This window comes from Saccharothrix sabaoui (assembly GCF_051756985.1).
In the GTDB taxonomy this organism is placed as follows: domain Bacteria; phylum Actinomycetota; class Actinomycetes; order Mycobacteriales; family Pseudonocardiaceae; genus Actinosynnema.
Genome location: NZ_JBPKJK010000079.1, coordinates 1 through 19,075, shown reverse-complemented (window position 1 = coordinate 19,075; position 19,075 = coordinate 1). Strand labels below are relative to the sequence as shown.

General features: G+C 75.8%; 18 protein-coding genes. 7 read left to right on the top strand and 11 right to left on the bottom strand.

What is annotated here, in order from left to right:
* Window positions 1-27: 27 nt before the first annotated feature.
* The 5 genes from ACR807_RS23760 to ACR807_RS23740 form a co-directional block, all read right to left on the bottom strand.
* On the bottom strand, window positions 28-3,351 hold the full coding sequence (locus ACR807_RS23760; RefSeq protein WP_438923614.1) for a galactose oxidase family protein: 3,324 nt from the start codon (window positions 3,349-3,351) through the stop codon (window positions 28-30).
* 200 nt (window positions 3,352-3,551) lie between these two features.
* Window positions 3,552-4,154, bottom strand: coding sequence for an MSMEG_1061 family FMN-dependent PPOX-type flavoprotein (locus ACR807_RS23755; RefSeq protein ID WP_438923598.1), 603 nt, complete (start codon window positions 4,152-4,154; stop codon window positions 3,552-3,554).
* Window positions 4,155-4,306: 152 nt separating this feature from the next.
* Window positions 4,307-5,584 (bottom strand): hypothetical protein, encoded by a 1,278-nt coding sequence (locus tag ACR807_RS23750; protein WP_438923597.1) that lies wholly within the window; start codon window positions 5,582-5,584, stop codon window positions 4,307-4,309.
* On the bottom strand, window positions 5,581-6,930 hold the full coding sequence (locus ACR807_RS23745) for an alpha/beta hydrolase domain-containing protein (RefSeq protein WP_438923596.1): 1,350 nt from the start codon (window positions 6,928-6,930) through the stop codon (window positions 5,581-5,583). The genes ACR807_RS23750 and ACR807_RS23745 overlap by 4 nt, the downstream gene beginning before the upstream one ends.
* A 132-nt stretch (window positions 6,931-7,062) precedes the next feature.
* On the bottom strand, window positions 7,063-7,623 hold the full coding sequence (locus ACR807_RS23740; protein WP_438923595.1) for a QsdR family transcriptional regulator: 561 nt from the start codon (window positions 7,621-7,623) through the stop codon (window positions 7,063-7,065).
* 141 nt (window positions 7,624-7,764) lie between these two features.
* On the opposite strand from ACR807_RS23740, the gene ACR807_RS23735 reads away from it, so the two are divergent.
* From ACR807_RS23735 to ACR807_RS23720, 4 genes are all read left to right on the top strand, one after another.
* Complete coding sequence (locus ACR807_RS23735; protein ID WP_438923594.1) at window positions 7,765-8,862, top strand: sensor histidine kinase; 1,098 nt, start codon at window positions 7,765-7,767, stop codon at window positions 8,860-8,862.
* Window positions 8,859-9,533: a response regulator gene (locus ACR807_RS23730; protein ID WP_438923593.1), complete on the top strand. Its 675-nt coding sequence runs from the start codon at window positions 8,859-8,861 to the stop codon at window positions 9,531-9,533. The genes ACR807_RS23735 and ACR807_RS23730 overlap by 4 nt, the downstream gene beginning before the upstream one ends.
* A gap of 113 nt (window positions 9,534-9,646) precedes the next feature.
* Entirely contained in the window at window positions 9,647-10,069 is a 423-nt protein-coding gene (locus ACR807_RS23725) for a hypothetical protein (RefSeq protein WP_438923592.1), read from the top strand.
* A gap of 60 nt (window positions 10,070-10,129) precedes the next feature.
* Window positions 10,130-10,948 carry a phosphotransferase enzyme family protein gene (locus tag ACR807_RS23720; RefSeq protein ID WP_438923591.1) on the top strand — a complete coding sequence of 273 codons (819 nt, stop codon included), beginning with the start codon at window positions 10,130-10,132 and terminating at the stop codon, window positions 10,946-10,948.
* On the opposite strand, the gene ACR807_RS23715 is transcribed toward ACR807_RS23720, so the two are convergent.
* From ACR807_RS23715 to ACR807_RS23700, 4 genes are all read right to left on the bottom strand, one after another.
* A complete protein-coding gene (locus tag ACR807_RS23715) occupies window positions 10,945-11,382 on the bottom strand; it encodes a DUF3237 domain-containing protein (protein WP_438923590.1) in 438 nt (145 codons plus the stop codon). The genes ACR807_RS23720 and ACR807_RS23715 overlap by 4 nt on opposite strands.
* Complete coding sequence (couO, locus tag ACR807_RS23710) at window positions 11,379-12,251, bottom strand: 4-hydroxyphenyl-beta-ketoacyl-CoA hydrolase (protein WP_438923613.1); 873 nt, start codon at window positions 12,249-12,251, stop codon at window positions 11,379-11,381. The genes ACR807_RS23715 and couO overlap by 4 nt, the downstream gene beginning before the upstream one ends.
* 80 nt (window positions 12,252-12,331) lie before the next feature.
* Window positions 12,332-14,281: an acetoacetate--CoA ligase gene (locus ACR807_RS23705; protein ID WP_438923589.1), complete on the bottom strand. Its 1,950-nt coding sequence runs from the start codon at window positions 14,279-14,281 to the stop codon at window positions 12,332-12,334.
* Complete coding sequence (locus ACR807_RS23700; RefSeq protein ID WP_438923588.1) at window positions 14,278-15,054, bottom strand: crotonase/enoyl-CoA hydratase family protein; 777 nt, start codon at window positions 15,052-15,054, stop codon at window positions 14,278-14,280. The genes ACR807_RS23705 and ACR807_RS23700 overlap by 4 nt, the downstream gene beginning before the upstream one ends.
* Window positions 15,055-15,084: 30 nt before the next feature.
* Here ACR807_RS23700 and ACR807_RS23695 point away from each other — a divergent pair, with 30 nt between their 5' ends.
* The 3 genes from ACR807_RS23695 (at window position 15,085) to ACR807_RS23685 (ending at window position 17,037) form a co-directional block, all read left to right on the top strand.
* Window positions 15,085-15,516 (top strand): MarR family winged helix-turn-helix transcriptional regulator, encoded by a 432-nt coding sequence (locus tag ACR807_RS23695; RefSeq protein ID WP_438923587.1) that lies wholly within the window; start codon window positions 15,085-15,087, stop codon window positions 15,514-15,516.
* A 91-nt stretch (window positions 15,517-15,607) separates the two neighbouring features.
* Window positions 15,608-16,120 (top strand): SigE family RNA polymerase sigma factor, encoded by a 513-nt coding sequence (locus tag ACR807_RS23690; protein WP_438923586.1) that lies wholly within the window; start codon window positions 15,608-15,610, stop codon window positions 16,118-16,120.
* A complete protein-coding gene (locus tag ACR807_RS23685; RefSeq protein ID WP_438923585.1) occupies window positions 16,117-17,037 on the top strand; it encodes a hypothetical protein in 921 nt (306 codons plus the stop codon). The genes ACR807_RS23690 and ACR807_RS23685 overlap by 4 nt, the downstream gene beginning before the upstream one ends.
* Window positions 17,038-17,100: 63 nt before the next feature.
* On the opposite strand, the gene ilvD is transcribed toward ACR807_RS23685, so the two are convergent.
* Window positions 17,101-18,825: a dihydroxy-acid dehydratase gene (ilvD, locus tag ACR807_RS23680; protein WP_438923584.1), complete on the bottom strand. Its 1,725-nt coding sequence runs from the start codon at window positions 18,823-18,825 to the stop codon at window positions 17,101-17,103.
* A 10-nt stretch (window positions 18,826-18,835) separates the two neighbouring features.
* Window positions 18,836-19,075, bottom strand: a 240-nt coding sequence (locus ACR807_RS23675) for a GNAT family N-acetyltransferase (RefSeq protein ID WP_438923583.1), incomplete at its 5' end; no start/stop codon positions are given.

Genomic DNA, 19,075 nt, shown 5'->3' with positions numbered 1-19,075 from the left:
CGCGATCCCGGTCGACGCGGTGTCCCGTCACCCGACCCGAACGGGCTTGCCGACGCTCGGCACCCCGTTCGCGTCGAGGGCGAACAGCAGGTATGACCCCGGCAGCGCGATCCCCGGGTCGGCGGGCACGGTCACGCGGTACGAGTTCGGGCCGACCAGCTGCGGCACCAGGGGGACTCGGCGCTGGTCGTTGTCCACGGAGTGGGTCACCGAGCTGGTGCGCATCAGCGCGAACCCGGTCACCGGGCGGTCGGTGCCCACGACGGCGGGGGCGCCGTGCAGGACCCTCGTCGGGCTCGTGGTGATCGACGGGCGCACGCGCGGCGAGCCGTCCGGGTTCAGCAGGTACGGCGGGGTCAGGACCTGGCCGTCCGGGTGGTTGGTCGCGCACCCGCCGCACAGGCCGCCGCCGCCCGAGAACACCCGGCCGTCCGGGAGCAGGTTGGCGACGCTGTGGTACGTCCTGGGCACGGCCATCGGGGCCAGGCGGGTGAACGCGCCGGTGGTCGGGTCCCACAGCTCGGGCACCAGGGTGGCCGTGTGGTCGCTGAACGGCACGGGCCGGCTCTGGCCGCCGATGACGACCACCTGGCCGTTGGGCAGGACCACGCTGTTGGCGAACGCGCGGGCGTGGGCCATGTCCGGCACGCGGGTCACCACCGGGGTGCCGGAGGTGATGTCGATCCTGTGCGCGCGGGTGGTGGCGTCGGCGTCCTGGTAGGCGGTGGCGCCGCCGACGGTCAGGATCTTGCCCACGTCGTACATGACCGCGTTGCCGTTCATGGCGTCGGCGCTGTCGCCGCGCACCCCCGCGTCGGTCACCGAGCCCGCGCCGGTCGTGCTGATCCAGTTCATCCGCCTGCTCGGGCCGGCGTGGAACACCCGGCCGCCGCCGACGGCGAACAGCCACGTGTGGTTGTCGGCCCGGTAGACGCCCTGCGGGTCGGCGGTCAGGAACGGCGCCGGCCGCACCCCGGACAGCGTGCGCCAGGCGTTGGTCGCGGGCGAGTACACCTCGGCGGTCTTGTTGCCCTCGCCGCCGCTCCACGAGCCGCCCACGGTGAACGCCTCGCCGGTCGACAGGGTGGTCTGCCCCTGGTAGCCGCGCGGGATCGCCATGTCGGCCGCGTCCACCCACGTGTCGGCGACGGGGTCGTAGATGCTGGTCTCGCCCGCGTCGCTGCCGCCGGTCACCAGCACCCGCCCGTCGGGCAGCACGGACGTGCCGGGGCAGAACATGTCGTGCCCGGTGTTGTCGACCCGGCGCTGGGTCACCTGCCCCGTGGCCAGGTCGAGGATCGCGGTCTGCGTGTAGCCGTTGGCGCCGCCGAAGTTGTCGGCCGCGTACGCGGACCAGGTGAGCAGCTTGTTGTTGGGCAGCAGCGCGGAGGCGACGGGCACGATCGGGAACCCGGTCAGCGGCCCCCACGCGCCCACCGCGCTCGGGTCGGGCGGCGTCGTCGGGCCCAGCAGGTCGATCTCGGCCGCCGAGGTCCACGGCCCGCGCCCGCCGGCCTCGGTCAACGCCGTCAGCCGCACGTACCGGGTCTCCACCGGCGCGCCGAAGTCCGCCCGGTGCACGCCCGCCGCGTCCGGCCACGTGCCCTCGGCGACCGGGGTGCTCCACGTGGTGCCGTCCGCGCTGACCTGCACCCGGTACCGGCCGATGCGCCCGTTGGTCTCGTCCGCGGGCCGGGTGCGCACCGAGATGCCGGTGACGGTCCGCGCCTGCCGGGTGTCCAGGGTGATCCAGTGCGGCAGCGGGGCCTCCGGGGCCGTCCACTTCGAGTGCCACAGGGTGTTCCCGACGCCGTCGAGCACGTTGGCCGCCCGCCCGTCCTCGCCGGTGGCCTCCTCGTCGGAGGCGGTGGCCACCCAGCCGAACCGGTCCAGCGGGCCGATCGGGCCGGACGGCGCGGCCGGGCCGTAGGCGTGGAACTCCGCGGCGGTGGCCCACGGCCCGCGCCCGCCCGCCTCGGAGGTCACCGTCACCCGCACGTGGCGGGCGCGCGGGTTGCCGGTGAGCACGGCGGTCTTGGGCGTGCCGTCGTCGTCCCACGTGCCGGTGGCGACGGGCGCGCCCCACGTCGTGCCGTCCGCGCTCACCGCCACCGAGTACGCGCCGACCCGACCGTCCGCCGAGTCCGCGCGCGGCGTCACGACGATCGCCGACACCTCCTGCTCGCGGCTCAGGTCGACGGTGACGGTGTGCGGCGGCGCGGTGGTCCCGCCGGTGCGCCAGTGGGTGCCGGTGTCGCCGTCCAGCAGCGCGGCGGCGGTGTGCGCGGGGTCCTGGGTGGACGCGGACGCCGTCCAGCCGACCCGGGACAGCGGCGACCGCGCGCCGGGCGGCGGGCCGAGCAGGTCGATCTCGGCCACCGAGGTCCACGGGCCGCGCGCGCCCGCCTCGGTGAGGGCGGTCAGCCGCACGTAGCGGGTGGTGACCGGCCGGGTGAACAGGGCGTGCCGCACCTCGCCGCCGTCCGGCCAGGCGCCCGAGGAGACGGTGTCGGCGAACGCCGTGCCGTCGTCGGACACCGACACCCGGTACTCGCCGACGCGACCGTTGACGCCGCTGGGCCTCGGCCGGTACAGCAGGCCGCTCACCGCGGTGGCCCGCCCCAGGTCCAGCGTGATCCAGTGCGGCAGCGGGGTCGGCGACGAGTAGCGGCTGTGCCACATCGTGGCCGGGTCGCCGTCGACCGCGTTCGACGCCGGGTCGGTGGCCTGCTGGTCGCTCGCGGTCGCGGTCCACCCGGTGCGCGGGAGCCGGACGGCGGGCGCGGGCGCGCCGGGGTCGCCCAGCAGGCCGATCTCCGCGGCGCTGGCCCACTGCCCCCGGCCGCCCGCCTCGGTGATCGCGGTCAGCCGCACGTACCGGGTGGGCGCGACGGCGAAGCTGAACGTCTTGGCGGACGCGTCGTCGGCGGCGGTGCCGGTGGCGACCGGTGCGCCCCAGGTCGTGCCGTCGGTGCTCAGGTGGATCTCGTAGCGGCCGATCGTGCCGTTCCCGCCGCCGGGGCGCGGGGTGTAGACGAGGCCGGACAGGCGCTGGGTCTGCCGCGTGTCGACGGTGATCGACTGCGGCAGCGGGGTCGGCGTGGTCCACGGGCTGTGCCAGATCGTCGACGGGTCGCCGTCGAGCGCGTTGGCGGCCCGGCCGTCCTCGCCGGCGACCTCCTCGCCGCTCGCGGTGGCCACCCAGCCGGTGCGCGGGACCGCGGTCGCGGCGGGCACCATCGCGGCGGCCGTGGCCACGACGTGCCGGTGGTGCTCCGCGTGCTCCTCGTGCTCCGCCGTCAGGGGCGGGAACAGTTGGGGCACCACGAGCACCCCCGCCGCCACCAGCACGGACAACCGTCTCGAACCGCTGCCTTCCGACACCCGTCCCCCTCCCCGCGCACAGCCCCCCGCCGTGTGCCTATCCGGTCGCGGGAAGGAGGGGGGCCATTACCGGTTCGGGGGAAAACCGGCCCGACGGCGGTGTCGGGTGCGTCGAACGCCGTCGCGCGGTTCGACCGGTCGCGCCGGTGACCGCCGAACTCGGGGTGTCAGCCGGAGGTGCGCAACCGGGCCTGCTGGGACTCGAACAGCTCGGCGACGTCCGGCAGGGAGTCGGCGGCGGGCCAGCCGGCCGGGTCCCAGGCGGACGAGCGGCGCAGCGCCTGGCCGCAGTGCAGGAACAGCTCCTCGACCTCCAGGACCACGGCCAGGGCGGGCGCGGGGTCGCCGAAGCGGTGCGCGAACGGGGCGTCGCGGACCGGGGTCGCGCGGCCGTTGACGCGCAGGACGTCGCCCCGGCCGGGGACGATGAACAGCATCCCGGCGCGCGGGTGCTGGAGGAGGTTGCGCAGGCTGTCCGCGCGGCGGTTGCCCGGCCGGTCCGGGAACGCGATGGTGCGCTCGTCGAGCACCAGGACGGTGCCGGGCGGGTCGCCGCGCGGGGACACGTCGACGCTGCCGTCGGCGGCGGTGGTGGCCAGCAGGTAGAACGTCGAGGCTTCGAGGAAGCGCCTCGACTGCGCGTCCACCACGTCGATCGCCTTGTCCCGCATGACCGGGTGCGGGTGCTCGACCAGCTCCCGCAGCTCGGCCTCGTCGCGGACCGGGGTGCCGAGGTCGGTGCCGTTCCAGGCGGGACGGGGCGTGCTCATCAGGGTCTCCGAACGCGTGGTCGGGGTAAGGCCACCCTCACCCAATCACGCGTTCGGAGCAACGGCGCCGCGTCGGGGCGCAGATCACAGTGCCCGACGCGGCGGGGACCGGGTCGGTGGCCGCACACCGACCCGGTCGGACGGGACCCGCGTCAGCGCACGTCCAGGTAGTCCTTGAACTGCACGGTCACCGCGTGCGCGTCCGAGGGCCAGGCCGGCACCGCGATCGTGCGCGACCGGCCTCCCGTGCCGCGCGCGACCTGGGTGACGCGGACGCTGCCCGAGGCGGGCAGGTAGGCGTCGATCGCGGTGAGGAACGGCAGGCCGCCGAACGGGGGCAGCACGACCCCGGGCGTCGAGGTCAGGTCGCACCCGTCGTCGAACGCGAACGCCGCGAGGACCTGGCGCAGGCGCGGCGCGACGGCGGGGGCGAGGACGTCGACCCCGTTGAGCTCCAGGCGGTCGGTGTCCGCCGGCTGCTGGTCGGCCCACCACTCGCGCTGGCGGACGACGGTGAGCGCGGTGTGCGCGGGGCACCGGTCGACCTGGTCGCCGATCCCGCCGGGGCGGGAGACCTGCAACCGCAGGAAGCGGTCGGAGCGCTCGAACGGCTCGACGTAGAAGTGGTGGACGAGTTCGCCGTCGCGGACCAGCTCGAACTCGTGGTGCCTGGCCCCGTGCACGCGCAGCGGGCCGAACGAGCCGTCGGCGGCGGTGCGCACGGCGTGGCGCGGGACGCCCCGGCGGGCGCCGGTCGCCGGGTCCAGCTCCCAGACGGTCAGCAGGCCCGCCGCGCCGTCGTTCTGCGGGAAGAACGTGGCGCGGCCGGCGACCGAGACCGCCGTCGGGAGCTGCGGCAGCACGAGCGTCGTGGCGGCGGGCCGACCGCGCAGGAAGCGGTGCACGTGGGCGAACCCGTCGGCGGACGTGGTGGTCTCGGTGTGCCCCAACGTGGTCAGGTACACGTTGGTCGCGCCGCCGATGGACCCGGTGGGTTGCAGGCTGCCCCACAGCGCCAGGGTCGGCACGCCGCCGGGCGGCGCGGCGGCCGAGCGCCCGTCGACGTTGACGTACCGGCGCACGCCCGAGGCGCGTGCCGGGTCGGCCAGGTAGGCGTGCAGGACGGTCGTGCCGCGCGAGTGCGCGACGACGTCCACGGTGGACGAACCGGTGCGCGCCCGGACGTCGGCGAGGAAGGTCTCCAGCCCGGCGACGGCGTGGTCGTTGGTGGGGATGCCCGTGTCGTACTCGAAGGCGTGCAGCAGCCGGTCCGGGTAGCCGTTGGAGGAGAACCGCTTGGCGTTGGACTGCCACTGCTGCGCCGAACCCTGCTGGCCGTGCACGAACACCACCGGGGTGAGCGGGTCGGCCTGGGCCGGCGCCGCGGGCGCGGTCAGCGCCAGGGCCAGCGCGATCAGCAGCGCCCTCACCGCGACCACCCGGCCAGGGCGTCGCGCAGGTTCTGCTTCGCGTCGGCGGGCAGCAGGTGACCGGCGCGGACGGCGTCGGCGTCGGCGGCCACCACCCGCCGCACGTAGCCCGCGTGGTCGGGGTAGAGCCGGTCCAGGGTGGCCCGGTCGAACGGGACGTGCGTGCCGAACAGCCGGCAGAACGTCTCGCCGGAGTTGTCGCCGGTGTTCAGCGCGGTCGGCGCGACGACCTGGGACAGCCGGACGCCACCGAGCGCCAGGCCGAGCGCGTCGCGCTTCTTGGTGACGCCGTCCGCCTCGAACTCCAGCGGCCGGGCCGCGGGCGGCGGCGTGCCGTGCTCCGCCCAGCGCCGCAGGTGCTCGTAGGCCGCCGCGGTGACGTGGTGGACCGGGACCCGGCTGAACGGCGGCCGGTCGCAGGCGTACGAGGGCGCACCGCCGAGGTCGCGCTCGGAGATCGGCTCGCGGTAGACCTGCCCCTGGTGCCCGGAGTGCGCGCCGCCCGCCACCTCCCAGCGGCGGAACAGGTCGGTGTCGGCGGGCCGGCGCGCACTGGGCACGTCGGTCTCGGACAGCACCTGGAAGACGGGTTCCGCGCCGACCCGGGTGGGCGCCGGGCCGACGACGAACGCGTAGCCGTCGAACACCGGCCGCTGCCGGGGCAGGACGCGGTCGTAGAGCACCGCCATCCGCCCCGCGGACTGCGACGCGCCGACGGCCAGCAGCGTCCGGGCGCGCAGGGGGCCGAGCAGCCGGTCCCCGGCGACGGCGCGACCGGCCTGGGTGAAGACGTCGTAGGACAGCTCGTCGGCGGTGAACCGGCCGCCGCCGGTCACGTCCAGGTCGCCGTAGCGGGCCGGGCTCCACCCGCGCAGCTGGTCCACGCCGACGCGCTGCGCCGACACGCCGACCCAGGCGTGACCGGCCCGCAGCACCGACTCGGCGTGCCACAGCGCGTCCAGGTCGTACCCGGCGGTGACGTTCTGCCACTCGACCAGCGCGGTGCCGCTGAAGTGCCGGGCGTGCGCGGGCCGCCGCACGACGACGCGGGTCGTGTACGGCACGCCGGTGGCGACCCGCGTGCCGTCGACCGCGTAGCCGTCCGCGACGCCGGAGAGGTGGAACTCCTGCTCGACGTACCCGGCGGCGGCGAGGTCGGCGGGCGTGGAGAAGAACGGGTAGGTGTCCTCGACCCGCTCGGCGAGCCGGTCGCCCGGCACCGCCCCGGGCAGGGGGCCGACGAGGCTCGGCGGCCGGTCCGGTGGTGCGGCCACCGCCTGGGCGGCCGGGAGCAGCGCCCCGAGGGCGATCACGAGCGGGACGAGGCCGCGCGGCGAGAACCGCATACCGACTCCCTCGACTGTGGGGGATGGTCGTGCCCGAACGTAACCGGGCCGTCACAGGACCCACCAGCGCCCGCGGCGATCGTGAGACGGCGGTCTCAGCACCCGCCGCCCGGCGTTCCCGGCACCCGGCGGTCAGCGCGGCAGCAGCACGCTGCGGGCCGCCCGTTCGGTCAGGTCCGGGTCCAGCGGCCGGCCGCCGAGCAGCTCGGCGTAGAGCGCGGACTCCACGATGCGCACGTACAGGAACGCGACCTGGTCGAGCCCGGCCGGGCGCCAGTCCCCCGGCACCTCCAGCAGGATCTCCCGCTGCGCCGACACCGCCCGCCGGTGCACCGCGCCGGTGCCGGTGAACAGCACGCGCGCGGCCGTCTCCGGCTCGTCGCGCAGGAAGTCCCGGAACGGCCCCGCCACCCGCAGCCGGTCCACGAAGTGCCGGGTGACCTCCAGGACGCCCTCCACGCCGGAGGTGCGCCGCCGTCGCCTGGCCCGGTCGAGGACCCTCTCGCCGAGCCGCCACAGCACGTCGCCGAGCAGCCCGTCACGGCTGTGCACGACGCGGTAGAGCGTCGCCCGGCTGATGGCGAGGCTCCTCGCCACCCCGTCCATGTCGACCTCGCCGTGCCGCAGGAAGAACTCGCAGGCGCCGTGCACGACCTGCTCCCCGCTCACCACGCGCCGCGCGTCGTCCGCCACCGCCAACCCGTTCCCGCCGGACCGCGCGCCCGGCCGCTCGCCCCGTGGCCGCCACGCCCGCGACCGCCTCCCGACCACCTCGCATCATGGCCGTCCCGCACCCGGTTGACCACGCCGTTCGGCCTCCAGCACAGTGGGCGCGTGCAGTGGGCGCTGAGCATCCTGGCCGTCGTGGCGTACGCGACGCTGCCGCTGGGCGGCTCGGGCGAGTACCGGACGTACCTCGTGCCCACCCTGGTCCTCGGCCTGGTCTACGTCGTGCTGGCCACCGCCGGGTTCCACCGGGTGCGCGGCGGTGGCCGGGCGCTCGCGGTCGCCTACACCGCCGTCCAGCTGCCGCTGGGCTTCCTGGTGTTCGCGCTGTCCGGCGCGACGATCGGGGGCATCCTGCTGCTGGTGGTGCTGGTCTCGCAGAGCAGGCTGCTGCTGCCGCTGCCCGCCGCCGTCGCGGTGGTGGTGGCGGTGCCGCTGGTGCACGCGCCGATGGAGTGGCGGGACGGGCTGCGCGAAGGGCTCGGCACGTTCGCCGCGTGCGCGTTCGCCCTCGTCATCACCGAGCTGCTGCTGCGCGAGCAGCGGTCCAGGGCGGAGCTGGCGGCGGCGCACGAGCGGTTGCGCGGGTACGCGGCGCAGGCCGAGCAGCTGGCGACCACCCAGGAGCGCAACCGGGTGGCGCGCGACATCCACGACGGCCTGGGCCACCACCTGACCGTGGTGCAGATGCTGCTCCAGGCGGCGCGCGCGGTGATCGGCACCGCCGACCCGGACCGCCTGGACGCGATGCTGGAGAAGGCCCAGGACCAGTCGCGGGCGGCGCTGGCGGAGGTGCGCCGGTCCGTCGCCGCGCTGCGCGAACCCCGGTCCGCGCCGCTGGTGGACGCGCTGCGGTCGCTGGCGGACGCGACCCGCGAGGCGGGCGTGCCGACCGGGCTGGAGGTGCGCGGCACGGCGCGCGAGGTGCGCGTCGAGGTCGAGGAGTCGCTGTTCCGGGCCGCCCAGGAGGGTCTGACCAACGTCCGCAAGCACGCCGGCGCGACGGCCGCGACCGTCGTGCTCGACTACGGGCGCGGCGACCTGGTCCGGCTGGAGGTGCGCGACGACGGGCGCGGCGGTGACCCGGACGGCCCCGGGTTCGGCCTGGTCGGGGTGCGCGAGCGGGTGGCGGACCTGGGCGGGCGGGTGTCCGTCGACTCGGCCGCCGGGCGCGGCCTGACGCTGACCGTGGAGGTGCCGGGGTGAGCGACCGGGTGACCGGCGGGGACCGGTCCGGCCCCGTCCGCGTGCTGATCGCCGACGACCAGGCCCTGTTCCGCGAGGCCCTGGCGACGCTGCTGGAGGTCCAGCCGGGCATCGAGGTGGTCGGCGAGGCCGGTGACGGCGAGCAGGCCGTGCGGCGGTGCGCCGAGCTGCGCCCGGACGTGGTGCTGATGGACCTGCGGATGCCCGTGCTGGACGGGATCGCGGCCACCGACCGGCTGCGGGTCGAGCAGCCCGGCGTGCGGGTGCTGGCGCTGACCACGTTCGACGACGACGCGGACGTGTTCGCGGCGCTGCGCGCGGGCGCGGTCGGCTACCTGCTCAAGGACGTCTCGTCGGCCCGGCTGGTGGAGGCGCTGGTCGCGGCCCGGCGCGGCGAGTCCGCGCTGCACCCGTCGGTCGCGACCAAGCTGGTGGCCCGGATCGCCCGGCTGCCGGAGGAGGACGCCCCGCCGCGCGCGTCGCCGCTGTCGCGCCGCGAGCTGGAGGTGGTGCGGCTGCTCGCCGCCGGCCGCAGCAACCGCGAGATCGCCGGGACCCTGTTCCTGGCCGAGGGCACGGTGAAGAACCTCGTCACCGGCGTGCTGGCCAAGCTCCGGGTGCGCGACCGCACCCAGGCGGCGCTGCGGGCGCGCGACCTCGGCCTGCTCTGAACCCGGCCCGCCCTGAACCCGCCCCGGCCCGGCCTGCCCCGGCCGGGGTCACGTGACCCCGCGCATGACCTTCGGCACCTGACCGCGCGCTCCTCCGCGACGACCATTCCCCCATGACGAACCGCGGTGCAGGGGCAGACCGGGAGACCGCCGGGGGAGCGCAGCGTTCGAGGGGTGCGCTGCGCTTCACCCGGCACCTGCTGGAGATGGTGGCGGCCATGCTGGTGGGCATGGTCGTGCTGGGGCCGGTCTGGTCGTTCGCCTGGCCGGGCCTGGAGGAGGTGCCCACCGCGCACGTGCTGGTGATGGCCACGGACATGTCGGTCGGGATGGCGGTGTGGATGCGCGTGCGGCGGCACGCGTGGCCCGGCGTGGTCGGGATGTGCGCCGCGATGTACGCGCCGTTCCTGGTCCTGCTGCCGTTCCACTGGGCCGGCGCGCTGTCCGGGGCGGCCCTGATGACGGCGGGGCACGCGCTGATGGTCCCGGCGATGGTGGCGGCGATGCTGCGCCGCCGCCACGAGTACACCTGCTAGCGCCTTGGTAGGGTCGCGCCGGCGAGGGCACGGCGGCGCGAGGAGGGGGACCCGGCGACGGTGCGGACCCCGGAGTTCCGGCGCGCGGTGGCCGCGGCCACGTCGGTCGCGGCGTCGGTCGGCTTGGCGGTGGACGACACCACCGTCCTCCAGGACTCCGACAAGCTCACCCTGCGGCTGCTGCCGTGCGACGTCGTGGCCCGGGTCGCGCCCGAGGCGGAGCAGGTCGCGCGGACCGAGGTCGAGCTCGCCCGGCGGCTCGCCGCCTCGGGGAGCCCGGTGGCCGCGCTCGCCGACCCCGGCGTCCACGAGCACGACGGGTTCGTGGTCACGCTGTGGACCTATTACGGGCCCGCGACGCCGTCCCCGGTCCCGCCGGCCGACTACGCCGACGCGCTCGGGCGGCTGCACGCCGGCCTGCGCGCGCTCGACCTCCCCGTCCCGCACTTCACGGACCGGGTCGAGCAGGCCCGGCGGCTCGTGGCGGACCGCGACCGCACCCCGGGCCTGGCCGGCGCGGACCGGGACCTGCTCGCCGGCGCGCTGCGGGACCCGCGCCGGGCGAGCGGCGGGGCCGAGCAACTGCTGCACGGCGAGCCGCACCCCGACAACGTGCTCGCCGCGGCGCGCGGACCGCTGTTCGTGGACTTCGAGACGTGCTGCCGCGGGCCGGTCGAGTTCGACCTCGCCCACGCGCCCGAGGAGGTCGGCGAGCACTACCCGGGCGTCGACCGGGACCTGCTGCGCGAGTACCGGCGCCTGGTGCTCGCGATGGTCACGACGTGGCGCTGGGACCGGCACGACCGGTTCCCGGACGGGCGGCGGCTGGGCGTCGAGTGGCTCGGCCGGCTCCGGGCGGGGCTCGGCCCCGAACGCTAGCCGCGCACCGCGCGGTGGAACGCGAGCGCGACGCCGACCGGTCGCCCGCCGTCGAGGAGGAGGTCGAGCGTGCCGACCAGGACGGCGTCGTTGAGCCAGGCGTGCGGACCGGCCGGTGCCTCGACGCGCGGGGTGGTGAGGCCGCGCGGCACGCCGCCGTCGACGCTGATCGTGCCGCTGTTGGTGACGGTCAGGACCGTGCCGTCCTCGGTGCGCACCAGGTACTTCGCGGTCACGGTGGGCACGCCGTCGGCGCGGACCAGGCTCCAGTCCGCGCCGATCGGCAGGACCTCGCCGGTGATCAGCGGACCGTCGGCGCTGCCGCCGGTGATGGGGATGACGCGCCGCCGGCCGCCGGGGACGGGTCCGGCGTCGATCGGCTCGCCGACCAGCACCCGCAGGCGGGCGACGAGCTCCAGGGCGGGGTGCGTCACCGGGTTCCCCCCAGGCCGAGCAGGCGGACGGCGTTGTCCTTGAGCACCAGCGGGCGGACCTCGGGCTTGACGTCCAGCTCGGCGAAGTCGGCGCGCCACCGGTCCGGCGTGATGACCGGGTAGTCGGACCCGAACAGCACCTTGTGCCTGAGCAGCCCGTTGACCGCGCGCACCAGCTGCGGCGGGAAGTACTTCGGCGACCAGCCGGACAGGTCGATGTGGACGTTGGCCTTGTGCGTCGCGATGGAGATGGCGGCGTCCTGCCACGGCACCGAGGGGTGCGCGAGCACGACGGTCAGCTCCGGGAAGTCGGCGGCCACGTCGTCGAGCAGCATCGGGTCGCTGTAGCGCAGCTTGACGCCGCGCCCGCCGGGCAGTCCCGCGCCGATGCCGGTCTGCCCGGTGTGGAACAGCGCGGGCACGCCGGCCTCGGTGATCGCCTCGTACAGCGGGTAGAAGGCGCGGTCGTTCGGCTCGAACGCCTGGAGGCTCGGGTGGAACTTGAAGCCGCGCACGCCGTGGTCGCGGACCAGCGACCGGGTGCGCCGCACCGCGCCGGCGTCGTGCGGGTCGACCGAACCGAACGGGATCAGCACGTCGGCGTGCGCGGCGGCGGCGTCGGCGATCTCCTCGCTGGACAGCGCCGGGTGGCCGAGCGCGGTGCCGGCGTCGACGGTGAAGACGACGGCGGCGGTGCGGCGCGCGCGGTAGTGCGCCGCGATGGCCTCCACGGTGGGCGTGCGGTCCTGGTCGGCCTTGAAGTACTTCGCGGAGGCGTCGAGGAGTTCGCGGTCGAGCGCGAAGCACCCGTGCGCGTCCTGCTCCACGTGCACGTGGAAGTCGACCGCGTCGAGCCCCTCGACGTCCATCCCGGCGGCGTCCATCCCGGCGACGTCCATCCCGGCGGCACCCACCCCGGCGTCGTCCGTCCCGGCACCCGTCCCGGTGTTCACGGCCGCCACCCCTCGAACGCGTCCAACGAGGTCGGGTCGGCCAGCACGTCGCGGCCGGCGACGTCGTCCACCGCCGCGCCGCGCAGGATCTTCTTCACCGGCAGCTCCAGTTTCTTGCCCGTGCGGTTGCGGGGCACCGCGGGCACGGCGGTGATCCGGTCGGGCACGTGCCGGGGCGACAGCGCCGAGCGCAGCGCCCCGACGACCCGGGCGCGCAGCGCGTCGTCCAGCTCCGCGCCGGCCGCGAGTTGCAGGAACAGCAGCAGCTCCCCGCTGCCGCCCGACTGGTCCTCCAGGTGCACGACGAGGCTGTCCTCCACCTCCGGCAGCTCCTCGACCACCGCGTAGAACTCGGCGGTGCCGAGCCGGACGCCGCCGCGGTTGAGGGTGGCGTCGCTGCGCCCGGTGATGACGCAGCCGCCCCCGTCGCGGAAGCGCACCCAGTCGCCGTGCCGCCACACGCCGGGGTAGGCGTCGAAGTACGCGCGGTGGTAGCGGGACGCGGGGTCGGTCGGCTCGGCGTCGCCCCAGAACGCCACCGGCATGCTCGGCGCGGGTTCGGTGACGACCAGTTCGCCCAGTTCGCCGACGACCGGTCCGCCGTGCACGTCGAACGCGGCGCAGGCCATGCCCAGCGCGGGACCGGAGATCTCCCCCGCCCACACCGGCTGCCACGCGCTGCCCTGCACCAGGGCGGTGCAGACGTCGGTGCCGCCGCTGCCGTTGTTGAGCAGCACGCGGTCGCCGAACTGGCCGCGCACCCAGTGGTAGCCCTCGGCGGGCAGCGGGCTGCCCGCCACGCCGATCTGCCGCAGCCGCCGCAGCCCCAGCTCCCCCGGCCGCAGGCCCTTCGCCCGGCACGCCATCAGCCAGCCCGGCGAGGCGCCCAGGGTGGTCACGCCGGTCTCGTCGGCCAGCCGCCACTGCCACCCGGGGTCGGGGTGCACGGGGTTGCCGTCGACCAGCACCACCGACGCGCCGACCAGCAGGCAGGACACGGAGAGGTTCCACATCATCCACGCGGTGGTGGAGAACCACTGGATGCGGTCGCCGGGGCCGAGGTCCCAGGACAGGGCGTGGTTCTTGGTGTGCTCGACGGTGATGCCGCCGTGGCCGTGCACGATCGCCTTGGGCTTGCCGGTGGTGCCGGAGGAGAACAGCACGTAGAGCGGGTGGTCGAACGGGACGGGCTCGAAGTCGAGGGGGCCGGGCCGGGCGAGCAGCTCGTCCCAGCCGACCGCGTCGGGCAGCGAGCCGCCGCCGTAGGGGATCTCCACGACGTGCCGCAGGCCCGGTAAGCCGGCGCGGAGCTCGGCCACGGTGTCCCGGCGGTCCACGTGCCGGTCGCCGTGGACGTACCCCGGCACGGCGAGCAGCACGGCCGGCTCGACCTGCGCGAACCGGTCCACGAGGCTGCGCGCCCCGAACTCCGGCGCGCAGGACGCCCACACCGCGCCGAGGCTCGCGGTGGCCAGGAAGGCGACGAGCGTCTCGGGCGCGTTGGGCGCGAAGGCGACCACGCGGTCACCCCGGCCGACGCCCAGCCGCACGAGGCCGGCGCGGGCGCGGGCCACCTGGTCGCGCAGCTCCGCCCAGGTCAGCTCGACCGGCGGCCGGGTCTGGGAGTGCGCGACGACGGCCACCTCGTCGCCGAGGGGGTGGCGCAGGGCGTGCCACGCGTAGTTCAGCTCCGCGCCGGGGAACCACTCCGCGCCGGGCATCTCCCGGCGGCCCAGCACGGCGCGCGGCGGCGTGGTGAACGTGATGCCGAAGTGCTCCACGACGGCGGACCAGAAGCCGTCGAGGTCCGTGACGGACCAGCGGTGCAGCTCGGTGTAGTCGGCGAAGCGCAGTCCGCGCTCCCGCTCCACCCAGGCGGCGAAGCGGCCGATGCGGGTGGTCTCGCGGACGTCCGGGGGCGGCGTCCACAGCAGCTCGGGGGTCATGACGGGTCCACCTTCGGTCCGCGTCCGGTCAGGAACTCGGTCATCCGCCGCTGGGCCTCGTCGCTGCTGGAGGCGACCGCGGCCATCAGCGCCTCCAGCAGGTAGCCCTGGTCCGGCGCGGCCTCGGCGATCCGGGGCAGGGCCTGGAGCACGGCGAACGTGGTGATCGGCGAGGTCTTGGCGATCGTCGCGGCCAGCCCGAGCGCGTGCGCCAGGCCCTCCCCCTCGCCCACGAGGTACTGGGACAGGCCCAGGGCGTGCCCCTCGGCGGCGTCCAGGACGCGGCCGGTGAGCATCAGGTCCGCCATCCGCGCCACGCCGATCAGCCGGGGCAGGCGCACCGCCGCGCCGCCGCCGGTGAACAGGCCCCGCTGCCCCTCGGGCAGGGCGTAGAACGCGGAGGGCTCGGCGACCCGGACGTGCGCGGCGCAGGCCAGTTCGAGGCCGCCGCCGATGACGGCCCCGCGCAGCACCGCCACCACCGGCACGGTGCCCCGCTCGACCCGCTCGAACGCCCGGTGCCACGCGCGGGAGTGCGCCACGCCGGCGAACGCGTCGACGCCGGTGAGGCCGCCCAGGTCGAGCCCGGCGGAGAAGTGGTCGCCCTCGGCGTCGAGCACGACCGCGCGGACGCCCGCGGGCGGGTCGGCGAAGAACTCGCCGAGCCCGCGCACGGTGGCGTCGTCGAGCGCGTTGCGCTTGGCCGCGCGCGCCAGGCGCAGCACGGCGACCTCGCCGCGGTCCTCCACCTGCAACGTGGGTGGGAGCGTCATGCGGCCGACGGTAACAGGAAACCTGTCATCATGGAGGATGTGCCGGTGGAACCCTCGCTGCTCTACGCCGTGAAGCAGGTGGAGCTCGCGGTGCGGGCCAACCTCGACGAGGTGCTGCGCCCGCACGGCCTCACCACGTCCACCTACACCGCGCTGACCGTGCTGGAGCGCCGCGAGGGCATGACCACCGCCGACCTGGCCCGCAACAGCTTCGTCACGCCGCAGGCCATGGCCGACATCATCACCGCGCTGGAGAGCCGGGGCCTGATCAGCCGCCGCCCCGACCCGGACCACGGGCGCAGGCGGCTGATCGACCTGACCGCGCCGGGCCGGGCCGCGCTGGCCGAGGTCGCGCCCGCCGTCGCCGCGCTGGAGGAGCGCATGGTGGCGGGCCTGGACGAACCCGCCCGGCGGACCCTGCGCGACTCGCTCAACTCGTGCCGGGCGGCCCTGCGGGGGTGATCCCCGCGACTTTCCGCCGCGCGGCGTGCAGCGGATCGGCCGGCCCGACCGTTGAGGGGTGTGATCACGAGACGAGTCGCTGGACGGGAGCGTGCCCGTGGAGTTCGGTGAGTACGTGGCCGGACGACGTCCGGCGCTGATGCGGTTCGCCACGGTGCTGACCTGTGAGCCCTGGCTGGCCGAGGACCTGGTGAGCGACGTGCTCGCCAGGGCGTTCGAGCGCTGGGACCGGATCTCGCGGACGGACCAGCCGCACGCCTACGTGCGGCGGATGGTCGTCAACGAGTACCTGTCCTGGCGACGGAGGTTGGGCCGCGCCGCCCCCCGGGCCGACGTCGAGCCCGAGGCGCGGCCGGTGGGCGACGGCGCCGACGAGCGCGCCGAGCGGGACGCGATGATCCGGCGCCTCGCGGGCCTGCCCCGCAAGCAGCGCGCGGCCGTCGTGCTGCGCTACTACGCCGACCTGCCCGACGCGGACATCGCCGCGGAGCTGGGCTGCCGGGTGTCGACGGTGCGCAGCCAGATCTCCCGGGCGCTCGCCACCCTGCGCATCGACCTGACCGCCGACCACCCCGCCCACGCCACCTACCAGGAGACGAGATGAGCGACCTGCGCGTCCTGCGCGACGCGTTCGGCGAGCTGGAGCGGCGGGCGGACGCCGTGACCGCCGAACGCCCCTTCGAACGCCCCCGACCCGCGAGGTCGGGCACCGCGCCCCGGTTGGTGCTGGCCGCCGTCGCGGTCGTCGCGGTCGCCGGCGCGGCGGCCGGGATCTCCCTGCTCGTGCCGGAGCAGCCCGCCGGCACGCAGGTCGCGGGACCGCCGACCACGTCGCCGACCTCGTCCGCGCCCGCCACGTCCGCGCCGCCGACGCCGCCGGACACGCCGGCCGCGCTGGCCGAGCGGTTCCGGGCCGTCCTGGGCGACTCGGCGACGTTCACCGTGACCGACGGCGGGCCCGGCCTGGTGGTGATCGACCTCCCCGCCATCCCCGCCCCCGGGTCGTCCGACGCCGGCACCCCCGCCTCCGGGACGCCCGCCTCCGGGGTGCCGAGTTCCGGGGTGCCCGCCTCCGGGACCCCCAGCTCCGGGACCCCCAGCTCCGGGGTGCCCAGTTCCGGGACCCCCAGCTCCGGGACGTCGTCCACGCCCGCGTCACCGGGGAAGCAGGTGGGCGCGTCGATCCGCGGCACGCTGACCGCGGCCGGTGTCAGCGGCGGGTACGACCTGGTCGTGTACCCCACCAACCGCGGCGTGGCCTCGTGCGACGGCATCCCGGGGTCCGACTGCGTCCGCCGCGACCTGCCCGACGGCTCCTCGCTGATCACCCAGCGGGTCGCGCTGGACGTGCACCCCGGGGGGGTGACCCACGTGGCCGCCCTCTCGCGCGCCGACGGCCTCCAGGTCGTCTTCCACGTCAGCAACGTGGAGGACCCCAAGGGCCGCGGCGCGCTGCTCGCCGCCGCTCCCCCGCTGACGCTCGACCGGATGACGGAGATCATCACCTCCGACCTCTGGTGACGTCCCCGGCGGTGGCGGCCCGGGTGGTGGCGGTCCGGGTGGGCCGCCACCGCCGGTCGCGGGTCAGTCGCAGACGGCCCCGCGCGACGCCGAGCCGACCAGCTTCGCGTACTTCGCCAGCACACCGCGCGGGTAGCGGGGCGGGGGCGGGGTCCAGTCCTGCCGGCGGACGGCCAGCTCGGCCTCGTCCACGTGCAGGTCCAGGGTGCCCTCGGCGACGTTCAGGGTGATCCGGTCGCCGTCGCGGACCAGCGCGATCGGGCCGCCGTCGGTGGCCTCCGGGGCGACGTGGCCGACGCACAGGCCGGTCGTGCCGCCGGAGAACCGGCCGTCGGTGAGCAGCAGGACGTCCTTGCCCAGCCCCGCGCCCTTGATCGCCGCGGTGATGGCGAGCATCTCGCGCATCCCCGGACCGCCCTTGGGGCCCTCGTAGCGGATGACCACGACGTCGCCCGCGGCGATCGTGCCGTCCTCCAGGGCGTCCATCGCGGGGCGCTCCCGGTCGAAGACCCGCGCGGTGCCGGTGAACACGTCCGAGTCGAACCCGGCGGACTTCACCACCGCGCCCTCCGGCGCGAGCGACCCGTGCAGGACCGTGATGCCGCCGGTGCGGTGGATCGGGGACGACAGGGCGCGCAGCACGGTGCCGTCGAGGCCCGGCGGGTCCAGCTCGGCGAGGTTCTCGGCGACCGTGCGCCCGGTGACGGTCAGGCAGTCGCCGTGCAGCAGGCCCGCGTCCAGCAGCGCCTTCATCACCACGGGCACGCCGCCGATGCGGTCCACGTCGGTCATCACGTGCCGCCCGAACGGCTTGACGTCGGCCAGGTGCGGCACCTTCGCGCCGATCCGGGTGAAGTCCGCCAGCGACAGCTCCACCTCGGCCTCGTGCGCGATGGCCAGCAGGTGCAGGACCGCGTTGGTGGAGCCGCCGAACGCCATCACCACGGCGATGGCGTTCTCGAACGCCTCGCGCGTCATGACGTCGCGGGCGGTGATCCCCCGGCGCAGCATCCCGACGACGGCCTGGCCGGAGCGCCGGGCGAACCCGTCGCGCCGCCGGTCGGTCGCGGGCGGGGCGGCGCTGCCGGGCAGGGACATGCCCAGCGCCTCGGCCGCGCTCGCCATCGTGTTCGCCGTGTACATGCCGCCGCACGCGCCCTCGCCGGGGCAGATGGCGCGTTCGATCCGGTCGACGTCCTCGCGGCTCATCAGTCCCCGCGAGCACGCGCCGACCGCCTCGAACGCGTCGATGATCGTCACCTCGCGGTCGGTGCCGTCCGACAGCGTCACCCGGCCGGGCAGGATCGAGCCCGCGTAGAGGAACACGCTCGCCAGGTCGAGCCGGGCGGCGGCCATCAGCATCCCGGGCAGCGACTTGTCGCAGCCGGCCAGCAGCACCGTGCCGTCCAGCCGCTCGGCCTGCACGACCGTCTCCACGCTGTCCGCGATGACCTCCCGCGACACCAGGGAGAAGTGCATCCCCTCGTGGCCCATGGAGATGCCGTCGGACACCGAGATCGTGCCGAACTCCAGCGGGTAGCCGCCCGCCGCGTGCACGCCGTCCTTGCTCGCCTTCGCCAGCCGGTCGAGCGGCAGGTTGCACGGGGTGATCTCGTTCCACGACGAGGCGACGCCGATCTGGGGCTTGCCCCAGTCCTCGTCGCCCATGCCGACGGCCCGGAGCATCCCCCGGGCGGCGGTGCGCTCCAGGCCGTCGGTGACGTCGCGGCTGCGGGGCTTGATGTCCGGCGTCTGCTCCGGGGTCCGGGTCTCCGGGGTCTGGGTCATGGGTCGGAACCTAGTCCCCCCGGACGGCCCCCGCACCGGCCGCGGGTCGTTCGTAGACGACCTCCAGGCCGTCCTCCTCGTCCCACTGCTCGCCGACCTCGACGAACCCGTACTGGGACGCGAGCCGGTAGGACGGCTCGTTGTCCGGGCTGATGGTCACCCGGACGGTGCGCACCAGCGGTTCGTCGGCGGCCCGCCGCAGCAGGGCTTCGAGGGCGGCGCGCGCGTAGCCGCGGCGGCGGTGCTCCGG